The 13,076-nt window shown below is 68.8% G+C and carries 13 protein-coding genes and 1 pseudogene (1 of these 14 cut by a window edge); 6 read left to right on the forward strand and 8 right to left on the reverse strand.

Annotation, left to right across the window (positions count from 1 at the left end):
- Positions 1 to 39, reverse strand: the 5' portion of a protein-coding gene (locus ACO227_RS02500; protein ID WP_423605004.1) for a CBS domain-containing protein. It extends 390 nt beyond the left edge of the window; 39 of the gene's 429 nt are visible here — the first part of the coding sequence; the start codon lies at positions 37 to 39; the stop codon falls past the left edge of the window.
- A 63-nt stretch (positions 40 to 102) separates the two neighbouring features.
- On the opposite strand from ACO227_RS02500, the gene ACO227_RS02505 reads away from it, so the two are divergent.
- Positions 103 to 390 (forward strand): hypothetical protein, encoded by a 288-nt coding sequence (locus tag ACO227_RS02505; protein ID WP_423605005.1) that lies wholly within the window; start codon positions 103 to 105, stop codon positions 388 to 390.
- 23 nt (positions 391 to 413) lie between these two features.
- On the opposite strand, the gene ACO227_RS02510 is transcribed toward ACO227_RS02505, so the two are convergent.
- The 6 genes and pseudogenes from ACO227_RS02510 to hisS form a co-directional block, all read right to left on the reverse strand.
- Positions 414 to 2,150, reverse strand: coding sequence for a DUF4139 domain-containing protein (locus ACO227_RS02510; protein ID WP_423605007.1), 1,737 nt, complete (start codon positions 2,148 to 2,150; stop codon positions 414 to 416).
- Positions 2,151 to 2,157: 7 nt separating this feature from the next.
- Positions 2,158 to 3,552: a DUF4139 domain-containing protein gene (locus ACO227_RS02515; protein WP_423607236.1), complete on the reverse strand. Its 1,395-nt coding sequence runs from the start codon at positions 3,550 to 3,552 to the stop codon at positions 2,158 to 2,160.
- A 122-nt stretch (positions 3,553 to 3,674) separates the two neighbouring features.
- A complete protein-coding gene (locus ACO227_RS02520; RefSeq protein WP_423605008.1) occupies positions 3,675 to 4,415 on the reverse strand; it encodes a DUF4167 domain-containing protein in 741 nt (246 codons plus the stop codon).
- Between the two features lie 258 nt (positions 4,416 to 4,673).
- Positions 4,674 to 5,408, reverse strand: a complete 735-nt coding sequence (gene prmC, locus ACO227_RS02525; protein WP_423607238.1) for a peptide chain release factor N(5)-glutamine methyltransferase — start codon at positions 5,406 to 5,408, stop codon at positions 4,674 to 4,676.
- Between the two features lie 81 nt (positions 5,409 to 5,489).
- Positions 5,490 to 6,557: pseudogene (prfA, locus tag ACO227_RS02530) on the reverse strand (peptide chain release factor 1); the annotation flags it as partial.
- Positions 6,554 to 7,891, reverse strand: coding sequence for a histidine--tRNA ligase (gene hisS, locus ACO227_RS02535; RefSeq protein ID WP_423605010.1), 1,338 nt, complete (start codon positions 7,889 to 7,891; stop codon positions 6,554 to 6,556). The pseudogene prfA and the gene hisS, both read right to left, overlap by 4 nt.
- 129 nt (positions 7,892 to 8,020) lie before the next feature.
- On the opposite strand from hisS, the gene miaB reads away from it, so the two are divergent.
- Complete coding sequence (gene miaB / locus ACO227_RS02540) at positions 8,021 to 9,298, forward strand: tRNA (N6-isopentenyl adenosine(37)-C2)-methylthiotransferase MiaB (RefSeq protein ID WP_423607240.1); 1,278 nt, start codon at positions 8,021 to 8,023, stop codon at positions 9,296 to 9,298.
- A gap of 124 nt (positions 9,299 to 9,422) precedes the next feature.
- Here the strand turns inward: miaB and ACO227_RS02545 are convergent, their stop codons facing one another.
- Positions 9,423 to 10,040 (reverse strand): TetR/AcrR family transcriptional regulator, encoded by a 618-nt coding sequence (locus ACO227_RS02545; protein WP_423605012.1) that lies wholly within the window; start codon positions 10,038 to 10,040, stop codon positions 9,423 to 9,425.
- A 36-nt stretch (positions 10,041 to 10,076) separates the two neighbouring features.
- Between ACO227_RS02545 and ACO227_RS02550 the strand changes: the two genes are divergently transcribed.
- The 4 genes from ACO227_RS02550 (at position 10,077) to ybeY (ending at position 13,076) form a co-directional block, all read left to right on the forward strand.
- Positions 10,077 to 10,520: an ABA4-like family protein gene (locus ACO227_RS02550; protein WP_423605014.1), complete on the forward strand. Its 444-nt coding sequence runs from the start codon at positions 10,077 to 10,079 to the stop codon at positions 10,518 to 10,520.
- Positions 10,517 to 11,341, forward strand: a complete 825-nt coding sequence (locus tag ACO227_RS02555) for a hypothetical protein (RefSeq protein WP_423605016.1) — start codon at positions 10,517 to 10,519, stop codon at positions 11,339 to 11,341. The genes ACO227_RS02550 and ACO227_RS02555 overlap by 4 nt, the downstream gene beginning before the upstream one ends.
- Before the next feature lie 219 nt (positions 11,342 to 11,560).
- Positions 11,561 to 12,574, forward strand: coding sequence for a PhoH family protein (locus ACO227_RS02560; RefSeq protein WP_423605017.1), 1,014 nt, complete (start codon positions 11,561 to 11,563; stop codon positions 12,572 to 12,574).
- Positions 12,567 to 13,076: an rRNA maturation RNase YbeY gene (ybeY, locus tag ACO227_RS02565; RefSeq protein WP_423605019.1), complete on the forward strand. Its 510-nt coding sequence runs from the start codon at positions 12,567 to 12,569 to the stop codon at positions 13,074 to 13,076. The genes ACO227_RS02560 and ybeY overlap by 8 nt, the downstream gene beginning before the upstream one ends.

The following is a 13,076-nucleotide window of genomic DNA, read 5'->3' on the forward strand; positions in this document are numbered from 1 at the left end:
ATCCTGCCCCTTGCCGCTCAGGATTGCCGCGATCGTCATCGCCAGTCTCCTTTCCTGTTAGAGGCGGTTGAGAATCCCACGTTTCGTCCCCAATTGAAAGGCATGAAACCCGATCTCGACAATCCCGATTATGCCCGCCTCGCCTGGGGCCGCTATCGCCGCATCTTCGGCATCGTCGCCGTGGTCGCATTGCTCTCCGCGGTCGTCGCGGTGGTCGCGCTCTATTTCTCGATCGGCGAGTTCCAGCTCCACGCCTCGATCGCGATGGCGATCGGCATCGGCCTGTCGGTCCTGCTCGGCGGCGCGCTGATGGGGCTGATCTTCATGAGCTCGGGCACCGGTCATGACGAGCGCTCGCGCGACGCGACCGAGCGCAATCGTGGGGGCTAGCGCGGCCGGACACGCGCGAAGAATCAGCGGCGAGGACCGAGCTTGAGCGCGTAGCTGAGGGTGGCGGTGCCGTTGTCCGGCACCTCGACCGGCAGCACCCAGCCCCCACGGCCGCGTTCGATTCCCGGCGGCTTTTCAGCGAGATCATAGGGAACGATGATCTGGGCGGCCACCGGCACGTCTCGCGCGTTGGTGATGTCGACGCGCCACTCCTGCCGGTCGGACGTCTCCTTCACGCGCGTCAGCTTCCACTGAACGTCCGGGCTTTGGCCGAGCGTCAGCTCCACCTCTTCGCCCACCGCCAGGTCGGCGACATCGTTGCGGCCCGCGAGCAGGCGGCGGCCCGCCACGGTCTCGAACAGCGCCAGGCCGCCCGCGGGCAGCGGCACGCCCAGGCCCTTTTCGGCGCTATTGGTCGAGCGCAGCAGGAAGGGCATCGGCCGCGGCGTGACCTCTCCGGCGGCGACATTGGCGCGATAGATGCGGTCGAACCGCGCCTCGGGCTGGACGAGCATCGCCACCTGCTTCTGGCTCTGCGCCGCGACGGTGACCCGCATCGGCACGCGATAGAGTTTGAGATCGCCCAGCGCCTCGGCCTGTGCCTGAGCGCCCTGGGCGATCGCGACGGTTTCGCCCAGCGGGGGCGGTGGGGGCGGTGCCGGCGGCGGCGGGGGCGCGGGCATGGCATAGTCGGCCGACACGACGGTAACCGCCAACGGCGCTTCCAGACGCGGGCGCCGCACGCGCGACCCCGTCACCACGATGCTTTCCTCGTCACCGCCTCCCCCGCCGAAAGAGCGTTCCCGTTTCTCGCGCTCGCGCCGTTGCTTGCGAGTCTCGAAGCTGCCCGGCGCGTTGCGTCCCACCGCGTCGAACCGCGACAGGTCGGGGCCGCGCGGCATCGGCAGCCGCTCCCATTCGCGGCGCGGATGCGTGCTGGTCGTGTCGAGCGGCCAGCATTGCAACTCGAGCGCGGAAGCCGGCGGCGGCGGGGGCGGATTGTTGGGGCGCTTGTTGGGCTTGCCCGCGATCACCTGCAGCCGCGCATCCTTGAAGCTCTGCTGCCCGCCATTGGCGACGGTCAGCCAGGCGAACAGCCCCATCTTCCTGCCGTCCGCGGCCATGTTGCCGACATAGTTGGCCGACCAGTCGAAGCCCTGCGCCATATAGGTCAGCTGGATCGTCGCGGTGACCGCCCGGTCGCTGCGCGTCAGGATGGAGAGCGTCGGCCGCGCGGAGAGCGTGTCGGGCAGTTCGGGATAGACCATCCGTTCGGGCAGGCCCGAGCAGCGCAGCGCCTCGATCCCCCCTTCGGTCCGGATCAGCACCCCGCCATCGGGGCCGGACTGGATGATCGCGCTCTGCTCGCGCACCCGGCCGGTCGCCGGATCGGTGCGGCGGATCAGCACGCGGCGCTTGAGGAAGGCATCGACGAGTCCCGCGGGCGAGATCAGCCGTGCGTCGCGATTCTTCTCGCGCACGCCCGACGGCAGGCCCGTGACGATCGCGGTCTCGGGGAGCAGCCCTTCGGCGACATTCTCGAACCGAAGGCGGCTCTCGCCCCTGGGCAGGGTGATCGTCCGCGTCTCGGTGATCAGTGCGTAGCCGCCCGGCCAGCCCATCCGCATCATGCCGGCATCGCGATAGGGGTCGCGATAGATGGTCACCGCGACGTCCGATACCTCGCTCGAGGTGACGGTGTGCCCCTGCGCATATGCCAGCGAGGGCAGGCACAGCATGAGGAGCAGGAGCCAGCGCATCGTGCGCTCAGTACCGGGTGTCGAAGGTCGCCGTCAGGTCGGCGCTGGCATTGGCCGCGACCGGGACTTTCCATTCCACGCGATCCGCGGAGATGCGTTCGCCGGTGATGCTCTGCTCGATGATCTTCACATCGCCCCACAGGCCGTCCTGCGCCAGATCGAGCGTGACCGGCGTGTCGCGCGCGTTGCTCACGGTATAGCGCATCCGCGTGCGCCAGCGGCGGTTGGACAATCGGGTCCGCTCCTCCACCACCACCTTGACCTTGACGTCGAACGCCTCGCCGGTGCGGATCGACATCGACGATCCCATCGGCGTGTGGCCGATCCGGTTCTCGCCGATGAACTGGGGATCGCCGCGCGCGTCGCGCATATAGACGCGGACGGTACCGGCCGGGAGCTGGTCGCCGAGCCCGCCGTTGCGCGAGGTCGAGAATTTGATCGCGGTGGCGGCGCTGCGCGGCACGTCGTTGCCGCCCATCCAGCCATTGGCGAACTCATAGGCCTTGCGCGCGGGCGACGCCTTCACGTCGAGGAAGCTCACCTGCTTCTGCTGCGCGTTGGCGATGGTGGTGCGCTCGGCGAGCGGGTAGAGATAATAGTCGCCCAGCCGCTCGCGCGTGCCGCTCTCGGTTCCCGCCTGCTCGATGGAAGCGTCGTCCATCGACCCCATCCGCCCGAAGCGATTCTGCCCCCCGCCGACATTGCCCGCGACCAGCAGCGTGTCGGCATTGCTGAACGTCGTGCCGGTATTGTTGTTGAGCGTGACCCAGCCCTGCACGTCGATCGTGCCTGCCTTCTCGTCGAACAGCGCGACATAGTCGCTGGTCCAGCCGAGGCCGGGGGTCAGATAGGACAGACGCGTCGGCACCGGACCGTTGCGTTCCGCCTGGACCGTCACCGACAGGGTCGGCCGCGCGCGCAGATTCTCGGGCACCTTGTCGAACACCACGCGCACCGGCAGCCCGTCGTCGCGCAGCACCTCGATCCGGTTGCCGATCTGCAGGACGATGCCGCCGTTCGCCGCAAGCACCTTGGCCTGCTCACGCGTTTCGGCGCCGGTCGCGGGATTGGTGCGGACGATGGTGACGACCTGCCCCACCGCCTTTTCCATCAATTTGTCCGGGCTCAGCAGGTCATAGTCGAAATTCTGCTCGACGATGGCGATGCCGGGGCCGGACAGCGTCACGGTTTCCGGCCTGATCTGCGCCGAGACGTCGGGGAATTCCTGGCGGCTCCGTCCCTGAGGTACGCTCAGCGTGCGCGTGTCCTGCACCAGCGCGAGATTGTTGTTGTAGATGGTCACCGCGAGGTCGCCCTGGGCCGAAGGAATCTCGACGCTTTGCGCGATCGCAATGCCGGGAAGCGCGGCGCCTGCCGCCGCAAGAGCCAAGGTCAGACGCATCGCATTCCCCCCCACCGCCATGTCCGGCCAACATCGCCACGGCGCGGTCCGTGTCAACCGGCAAAGAAAAAGGCCGGTCCGCAAGCTGCGGACCGGCCTCGATTTCTCGTTCCAGAGGACGCTCACTCCGCCGCGGCGGGCTCCTCGTCCTTCTTCACGCGGCGGCGGCGCGGCTTGGCTTCGACCACCACCTCGCCCTCGACCCCGAGCGCGGGCGGAAGCACCGCGGCGATGCCGGGCAGCTCCTCCATATCCCCGGCCGCTTCGCGGCGCGGACGGCCACGACGGCGGCGGCCTTCCTCGCGCCCCTCGTCGTCGCGCGGCGCCTCGTCCTCGTTGGCGGCAACGGGCTGGTCGAGCTCGCCGTCATAGCCATTGGCCGGACGGTCGCGGCGCTCGTTGCGGTCGCGGCGCCCATCGCGCTGATTGTCGCGCTGGCCGTCACGATCGCGGCGGCCCTCGCGGCGCTCGAAGCGCTGCGGCTCACCCCCCTCGTCGCTGGCGTCGCCGGCATCGCCTTCATTGCCGCGGAGACCCTCGACGCCATCGTCGAGATCGTCCTCATCGCCGTCGAAATCGTCGCGATTGCGGCGCTGGCGGTCCTGCTCCTCGAAGCGCGAGCGGCTCTCGGCCAGCACGCGGAAATAGTGATCGGCGAACTGGAGGTAATATTCGGTGTTGACGCGGTCGCCCTGCATCTGCGCGTCGCGCGCGAGATTCTTGTATTTCTCGAGCAGCTGGGCGGCGTTGCCGCGGGCGCGGTTGTCGATGCGGTTGCCGTTGCCCTGATTGGGGTTGCCACCCTGCTGGCGCTGGCCACCACGGCCACGCCGGCGGCCGTTGTTCGCCTGACGATTGTTCATCAACGTCTGTTTGTCCTGTCCTTACTCAATCCGCCATCGATCATCAGCGATCCCGGATGCGTGTTATCCCGCCCGCCGCGCCGGAACTGGCCCGGAGCGGCGCCCCGCATGGCTGCCGGACACTCAGCAGCGTTCATGCCTTGGATTGGGTCGGCGTGCCTTTTCAACGATTTAGGTCGAAGGTGCCTTCCCCGGGGCCATCTTTAGCCGCTGGGGCACCAATCTCCAAGCACTATATTGGTATCGGGCGGCGATAGTTCAACTTGCGATCACGGCGCGATCGCGCCCGCCCAGGTCCCGGCGAATCGCCGTCGCGAGGCCTGCCTCGCGGACCAGCGCCGAGACCGCCGCGCTTTGGGTCCAGCCGATCTCCAGCACCGCGATCCCGCCCGGCGCGAGCAGCCGCGGCAGATCGGGCACGATGCGGCGATAGTCGTCGAGCCCGTCCGGCCCGGCGAACAGCGCGGCGGCAGGCTCGTGGTCGCGCACCTCGGCGGCCAGTTCTTCCTGGGTACCGATATAGGGTGGGTTGCAGAGGATCAGGTCGAACTGGCCATCGAGGCCCGTTGCCCAATCGCCTCGGCTGAACCGCGCGCGATCCGCCATGTCGAGCATGGTCGCATTGGCGCGCGCATAATCCAGCGCCTCGGGCGACGAATCGATCCCCAGGCCCTGCGTCTCCGGCCATTGCGCCAGCGCCGCCAGCAGCAGCGTTCCCGGCCCGGTGCCGAGATCGAGCACGCGCTGCGGCCCGTCGGTTCCCGCGAAGTGCGCCATCGCCGCCTCGATCAGCGTCTCGCTGTCCGCGCGCGGCACCAGTACGCCGGGGCCGACCCCCAGCTCGATCGTCCAGAAGCCGCGACTTCCGGTGATGTACGCCACGGGCTCATGCGCCAGCCGCCGCTCGACCAGCGCCGCGAACCCCTCGGGTACCGGATCGCCGAGCCGCGACAGCAGCATCGCCTGCCGACTCACCCCCAGCGCGTGCGCCATCAGCAGTTCGGCATCGAGCCGCGGCGTCTCCGATTGGATGCGCGCGGCCGCCTCGGCGATCGCGGCGCGCACGCTCACGAATTCGAGCGCCGCCAGCCGCTCGGCCTCGTCCTCGGCGACCAGCGCGCCGATCAGCTCGTCCATCTCGCCCTCGAGTATCTCGGGCAGGCGATGCAGCGTCAGGTTGATGCGGTGGTCGGTCACCCGCCCCTGCGGGAAGTTGTAGGTGCGGATTCGCTCCGAGCGGTCGCCCGATCCCACCATCGACTTGCGCGCGCCCGAGCGCTCGCTCGCCAGCCGCTCGCGCTCGAGCTCGTACAGGCGCGTGCGCAACACCTGCATCGCCTTGTCGCGATTCTTGTGCTGGCTGCGCTGGTCCTGCTGGATCACCACCAGTCCGGTCGGGATATGCGTGAGCCGCACCGCCGAATCGGTGGTGTTGACGTGCTGCCCGCCCGCGCCCGAGGAGCGGTAGATGTCGACGCGCAGATCCTCGTTGCGGATCTCGACATCGACCTCCTCGGCCTCGGGCAGCACCGCCACGGTCGCCGCGGAGGTGTGGATCCGCCCGCCGCTCTCGGTCACCGGCACGCGCTGGACGCGGTGCACGCCGCTCTCGAACTTGAGCTTGGCGAACACGCCCTTGCCCGCGACGCTGGCGACGACTTCCTTGAAGCCCCCGGCCTCCGACGTGCTGGCGGAGATCATCTCGACCTTCCACCCCTGCCGCTCGGCATAGCGCTGGTACATGCGCAGCAGGTCGCCCGCGAACAAAGCCGCCTCGTCCCCGCCGGTGCCGGCGCGGATCTCGAGCATCGCCGCGCGCTCGTCCGCGGCGTCGCGCGGCAGCAGCGACAGTGCGAGGGCGTGCTCGGCCCGCGCCAGCGCGTCCTCGTTCTCGCGCAGTTCCTCGCTCGCCATCGCGCGCAGCTCGGGGTCGCCGTCGCGGCTCATCTCGGCGAGGCTCGCCGCCTCGTCGCGCAGCCGCCTAACCTCGCCCGCCGCGGCCGCGACCGGCTCGAGCTCGGCATATTCCTTGGAGACGGCGACGAAGCGGTCCGACGGCAGGTCGCCGGTCGCCATCATCGCCTGCAGCTCGTCGCGCCGCGCCTCGATCGCGGCGATCTTGTCGGGCGAGATGCGGGTCATTTCGCCAGATATACTCGAAAGAAATCGTCGCCGGTCCAGTGACTCGCCTGCACCCTCGCATCGATGACAATTTGCGCATCGCCAATCGCCGTCAACACCCGCGATTTCAGCGCCTCGAAACGGTCTGAAGCGCCTCGCACTTTCCAGAACTTGAACGTGGCCGTGCCAGGCTGCGGCGTATCCTCCGACTGCGCATAAAGAATGATGCCCGGCTGGCGCGTTTCGGCCTTATCGGTGCGCTTGCGAGGCGAGCCGGATACGATTGCATCCGCCGCGAACCCCAGGCGCCGAATCATCGCCGTAAGCGCGATAGCATTTTCGGTTTCGTGTTCGTTGCCGGCCACAACGATGATCTCCGCCCGCTCCGTCCCCGGTTCCTCCAGCAACATCCCAAGCCGCTCGATCCCCGCGGCCCAGCCCACGCCCGGCGTCTCCGGTCCGCCGAGGTTGCCGATCAGCCCGTCATAGCGCCCCCCGGCCAGTACCGTGCCCTGCGCGCCGAGCCGGTCGGTGACGAATTCGAACGCGGTGTGGCGGTAGTAATCGAGCCCGCGCACCAGCCGCGCATTGCGCGTCCAGGCGACGCCGGCCGCGTCGAGCCCCTTGGTCACCGCCTCGAAGAACGCTCCCGCCTCACTGGTCAGATAGGCGTCGATGTCCGGCGCGGCATCCGCCACCGGCCGGTCGCGCGGGTCCTTCGAATCGAGGATGCGCATCGGGTTCTTCTCGAGCCGGGTCAGGCTGTCCTCGGACAGCTCGCCGCGATGCTTCTCGAAATGCGCCACCAGCGCGCCGCGCCACGCATCGCGCGTCTCGGCATCGCCCAGCGTATTGAGCTGCAACGTCACGCCCTCGGCAATGCCCAACTCGTGCAACAGCTGGTCGCCGAAGCACAGCAGCTCGACGTCCGCCGCCGGCTCGGCCGCGCCGATGATCTCGGCGTCGATCTGATGAAACTGGCGATACCGCCCCTTTTGCGGCCGCTCGTAGCGGAAGACCGGGCCGTGCGTGGTCAGCTTGAGCGGCGCGAACTGCTGCCACCCCTCGGTGATGTAGGCGCGGCAGATCCCCGCGGTGAACTCCGGCCGCAGCGTCAGCAGGTCGTCGCCGCGGTCGGGGAAGGTGTACATCTCCTTCGACACGACGTCGCTGGTCTCGCCCATGCTGCGCGCGAACACGCTCGTTGCCTCGAACACCGGCACCTGCACCTGCTGGAAGCAGTAGAGCCGCCGCACCTTCTCGAACGCCTCGACGACGCGCGCGAAGCGGCGCTGCTCCTCGCCGAAGATGTCCTGCGTGCCACGCACGCGCTTGGGGGTCTCGATCCGTGCCATTTGGGCGGGCTATCTATTGAGCCGCGGCCCGGAACGCCAGAGGCGGTTTCGCGAGGGGACTGCTTCCCCTATAGGGCGCGGATGAAGTCCGCGCCCAAAACCTATCACGTCAAGTCCTTCGGCTGCCAGATGAACGTCTATGACGGCGAGCGCATGGCCGAGCTGATGGCGGCGCAGGGCATGACCGCCGCGGCGGACGCCGAGAGCGCCGACCTCGTCGTGCTCAACACCTGCCACATCCGCGAGAAGGCGACCGAGAAGGTGTTCTCGGACATCGGCCGCCTGCGCAAGGACGCGCGCGCCAACGACCGCGAGGCGCCGATGATCGCCGTCGCCGGCTGCGTCGCCCAGGCCGAGGGCGAGGAGATCGTGCGCCGCGCCAAGGTCGATGTGGTGGTCGGGCCGCAAGCTTATCACAGCCTGCCGACGCTGATCGCGCAGGCAGCATCGGGCTCCGCCGCGATCGACACCGACATGCCGGTCGCGAGCAAGTTCGGCGCGCTCCCCGCCCGCCGCAGGGCCGGCCCCTCGGCGTTCCTCACCGTGCAGGAGGGCTGCGACAAGTTCTGCACCTATTGCGTCGTGCCCTATACCCGCGGCGCCGAGGTCAGCCGGCCGTTCGACGCGATCCTCGACGAGGCCAAGGCGCTGGTCGATGCCGGCGCGCGCGAGATCACGCTGCTCGGCCAGAACGTCAACGCCTGGGACGACGATGCGGGCACCGGCCTGCACGGCCTGATCCGCGCGCTCGACCGGATCGAGGGCCTGCACCGCATCCGCTACACCACCAGCCATCCCAACGACATGAAGGACGGGCTGATCCGCGCCCATGCCGAGGTGGGGAAGCTGATGCCCTTCCTCCATCTCCCGGTGCAGGCGGGCAACGACCGCATCCTCAAGGCGATGAACCGCAGCCACAGCCGCGATTCCTACCTGCGCATCCTCGACCGCGTGCGCGAGGCGCGGCCCGACATCGCGCTGTCGGGCGACTTCATCGTCGGCTTCCCCGGCGAGACCGAGGAAGAGTTCGCCGATACGCTGAGCCTGGTCGACGCCGTCGGCTATGCCCAGTGCTTCAGCTTCAAATACTCGCCCCGCCCCGGCACCCCCGCGGCGGAGATGGACGGCGCGGTTCCCGCCGAAGTGATGGACGAGCGGCTCCAGCGCCTGCAGGACGCGCTCAACCGCGACCAGGCCGCGTTCAACGCCGCCACGATGGGCAAGAGCTGCACGGTCCTCATCGAGCGCAAGGGCAAGCTGCCCGGCCAGATGCTCGGCAAGTCGCCCTGGCTGCAGTCGGTTCACCTGATGACCGACGCCCAGGTCGGCGACCTGGTCGAGGTCGAGATCGTCCAGGCCGGGCCCAACTCGCTCGCCGGCGTGGAACGGGTGAAGGCGGCGGCGTAGCGCCCTACTCCGTCATCCCCGCGCAGGCGGGAATCCATTCCTCCTGCATTCTCGAAAGAACCTCACGGTCAGCCGCAATCGATTCCCGCCTGCGCGCGAGTGACGGACCATATTGGGGTTCGGGCTAGCCTACCACCAGGTGATCGAGCACGCGCGGCAGCAGCTGCTCGGTCGCCGCCTTCAGCTCCTCGGGCCCGGTCCCGAACGCGCCGCTCAGCGCCAGCTCGACAAAGCCGTGGACGATCGACCAGGCCGCGATCGACGGCGCGAGCCCCGGGAGGTCGGGCCCTTCAGGGGCGCCCGCCCCGCGTGCGGCACGATCAAGGAGCCGGAACGCCCGGTCGCCCGCCGCGCAATAGTCGGGATCCTCGCGGTCGAGCAGCGCCTTGCGCCACATCAGCTCGAAGCGCGCGCGGTTGGCGAGCGCGAAACGGACATAGGCCATGCCCTGTCCGCGGATTCGTTCGCGCGAGTCCTCGCCCCTGGTGCCCGCCTCCAGCGCATCGCCGAAATCGCGGAACGCGCGCGTCGCCACCGCAGTGAGCAGCCCGCGCGCGTCGCCGAAATGATGCCCCGGTGCCGCGGGCGACACCCCCGCGCGCCGCGCCGCCTCGCGCAGCGAGAATCCCTCGACCCCGCGCTCCGCGATGATCGCCTCGGCGGCGTCGATCAGCGCCTCGCGCAACGCCCCGTGATGATAAGCGCGGCCCGCCATCTTGACACTGTTCACTTCGTCCTTCATACGCTATCTATACAGTGTTCAGATTGGAGTCGCAACATGCTCGATCCATCGTCCACCTTCGGCCTCGCCGGCAATCTCGCGATGCTGGGCTGGCTGGCCCTGGTCGTCGCGCTGTTCGTCAGGCCGGCACGGCGCTACGCCTGGCCCGCGGCCCAGTTCGTCATCCCCGCGATCCTCGCCATCGGCTATGTCCTGCTGATCTGGCAGGGCCGCGACGGGTTCGATCGGGGCGGCTTCACCTCGATCACGGCGGTGCGAACGCTGTTCGCCAACGACTCGGCGCTCGCCGCGGGCTGGCTCCACTATCTCGCCTTCGACCTGTTCATCGGCGCCTGGATCAGCCGCGACGCGGCCGCGCGCGGCATCTCGCCGCTGATCGTCCTGCCATGCTTGCCCCTCACCTTCCTGTTCGGCCCGGCGGGGCTGCTGCCCTACCTCGCCGCGCGGGCCGTGCTCGCCAACAAGGAGACCGTGCAATGACCGCTCTCGCACTCGATCCGTCGCGTCCGTGGCAGCTGCTCGCCGAGTTCGACCGCCGCCACCGCCTGCTCACCCGCTACGGGCTCGTCACGCTCGCGCTCGGCATAGTCGCGATCCTGCTCCAGCTGGCCGACCCGCGCACGCTCGCCAGCGGCGTCGGCATCTGGGTCAAGCCCGCCAAGTTCTTCGTCTCGGTCAGCGTGTTCGCGCTCACCGCGGCCTGGTTCATGGGCTATGTCCGCCCCGAGCGGCAGGGCAGCCGGCTGATGCGCGGCACCGTCTTCGCGCTGATCGCCAGCGGCACGTTCGAGCTCGCCTATATCGTCTTCCAGGCGGCGCAGGGGCTCGAGTCGCACTTCAACACGGGCACGCCCTTCCATGCGGTCATGTATGCGTTGATGGGCCTCGGCGCCGTCATCCTCACCGCGACCACGCTTCCGCTGGCGTGGGAGATCGCGCGGCGCCCTGCCTCCGGGCTGCAGGGGAGCTTCGTCGCCGCGGTCGTCATCGGGCTGGTCCTCACCTTCGCATTGGGCGCGACGCTCGGCGGCTATATGAGCTCGCAGGCGGGCCATTCCGTGGGGCAGGTCGGCGGCAGCGTGCCGCTGTTCGGCTGGAACCGGCTTGGCGGCGACCTGCGCATCGCGCATTTCTTCGGCATCCATGCCGAGCAGGCGATCCCGCTGCTCGCCGCGGCGGTCGCCGGCGCGTCCGCACGCATCCGCTGGGCCGCGGTGCTCGGGGGCAGCGCGATCTATGCCGCGCTCACCCTCGGCGTGTTCTTTCAGGCAGTCGCCGGCCGGGCGCTCCTGCCCTTTTGACTGTTGCCCGCATGCGTCACCCGTCGGCCAAAGCGCCGGCGGGTGACTTTCCCCTGTCCTACATCGCCGGGCTCTGCCATGCTGCGGCTACGACATGCGTAACGGAACCTCCGCGTTGCATTCCGGTTTGGCCTCACACGGCCGCATGTCCGCCTCGCCTCAAAGTTTAATAATGACGTGCGAGTGCCGCAACTTTGCACCCCAGCCGCAAGGAGTCGCATGAGCCGCAAGCCCGTCCCCGCCCAGCAAGGACAACGTGCCCGCGTCGAGGTGACGTTCGACCGGCCCCAGCTGCTCCCGCAGCTGTTCGGGGAATATGACAGCAACATCCTCGCGCTCGAGGAGCGGCTCGGCGTCTATATCCACGCGCGCGGCCAGCGCGTGGTGATCGAAGGCAGCGCCGAAGCCGTCGCGCATGCCCGCGAGGTGCTGACCGAGCTGCACAGCCGCGTGATCCGCGGCGAGGACATCGACACCGGCCTGATCGACGCGGTGATCGCGATGTCGAGCGAGCCGATGCTGACCGGCATCGTCCGGGCGGAGAATGACGAGGGCGGCCCGCCCCCGATCATGATCCGGACGCGCAACAAGACGATCGTCCCGCGCTCAATGACCCAGACCGCGTACATGCGTGCGTTGGTCTCGAACGACATCATCTTCGCGCTGGGGCCGGCGGGCACGGGCAAGACCTATCTCGCGGTCGCGCAGGCGGTGGCGCAGCTGATCACCGGATCGGTCAAGCGCCTGATCCTTTCGCGCCCCGCGGTCGAGGCGGGCGAGCGATTGGGCTTCCTGCCCGGCGACATGAAGGACAAGGTCGATCCGTACCTGCGCCCGCTCTACGACGCGCTCTACGACTGCCTCCCCGCCGAGCAGGTCGAGCGGCGAATCGCCAGCGGCGAGATCGAGATCGCGCCGATCGCCTTCATGCGCGGCCGCACGCTGGCGGACGCCTTCGTCATCCTCGACGAGGCGCAGAACACCACGCCGATGCAGATGAAGATGTTCCTCACCCGCTTCGGCCAGAACAGCCGCATGGTGGTGTGCGGCGACCCCAAGCAGACCGACCTGCCCGGCGGTCCGTCGGCGTCGGGCCTAAACGACGCGGTCAACAAGCTCGAGGGGATCGAGGGCATGGCGATGGTCCGCTTCGGCATCGGCGACGTGGTGCGCCATCCGATCGTGGGGCGCATCGTCGATGCCTACGAGGGCGAAGGCCGCGCGGATGCTTGACGTCGCGGTCCAGCACGAGAGCGATTGGCCCGAACTCGACTGGGATGCGATCGGTGCGAAGGCGGCCGCCGCGGCGGTCGAGCAGACTCCGTTCGGCGAGCTCGCCGCCGCCGACGCGGTGATCGAGATCGCGGTGCGCCTGACCTCCGACGACGAGGTGCACCAGCTCAACCGCCAGTATCGCGGCAAGGACAAGCCGACCAACGTCCTCTCCTTCCCGATGATCGAACCCGACCTGATCGAGGCGCTGACGCAGAACAGCGACGACGGCGAGGTGATCCTGGGCGACATTGTGCTCGCTTATGGCGTCTGCGCGCACGAAGCGGCGGAGAAGGGCATTTCGGTCGAGGACCATGCCACGCACCTCATTGTCCATGGGGTGCTGCATTTGCTAGGTTATGACCATCAGGGGGATTCCGAAGCCGAGGCGATGGAATCGATGGAGCGCGCCGCGCTCGACACGCTGGGGATCCCCGACCCTTATCTGGTACGCGAGGATTGA

Origin of the sequence: Sphingomonas sp. MS122 (assembly GCF_049532975.1) — a bacterium.
Taxonomy (GTDB): domain Bacteria; phylum Pseudomonadota; class Alphaproteobacteria; order Sphingomonadales; family Sphingomonadaceae; genus Sphingomonas.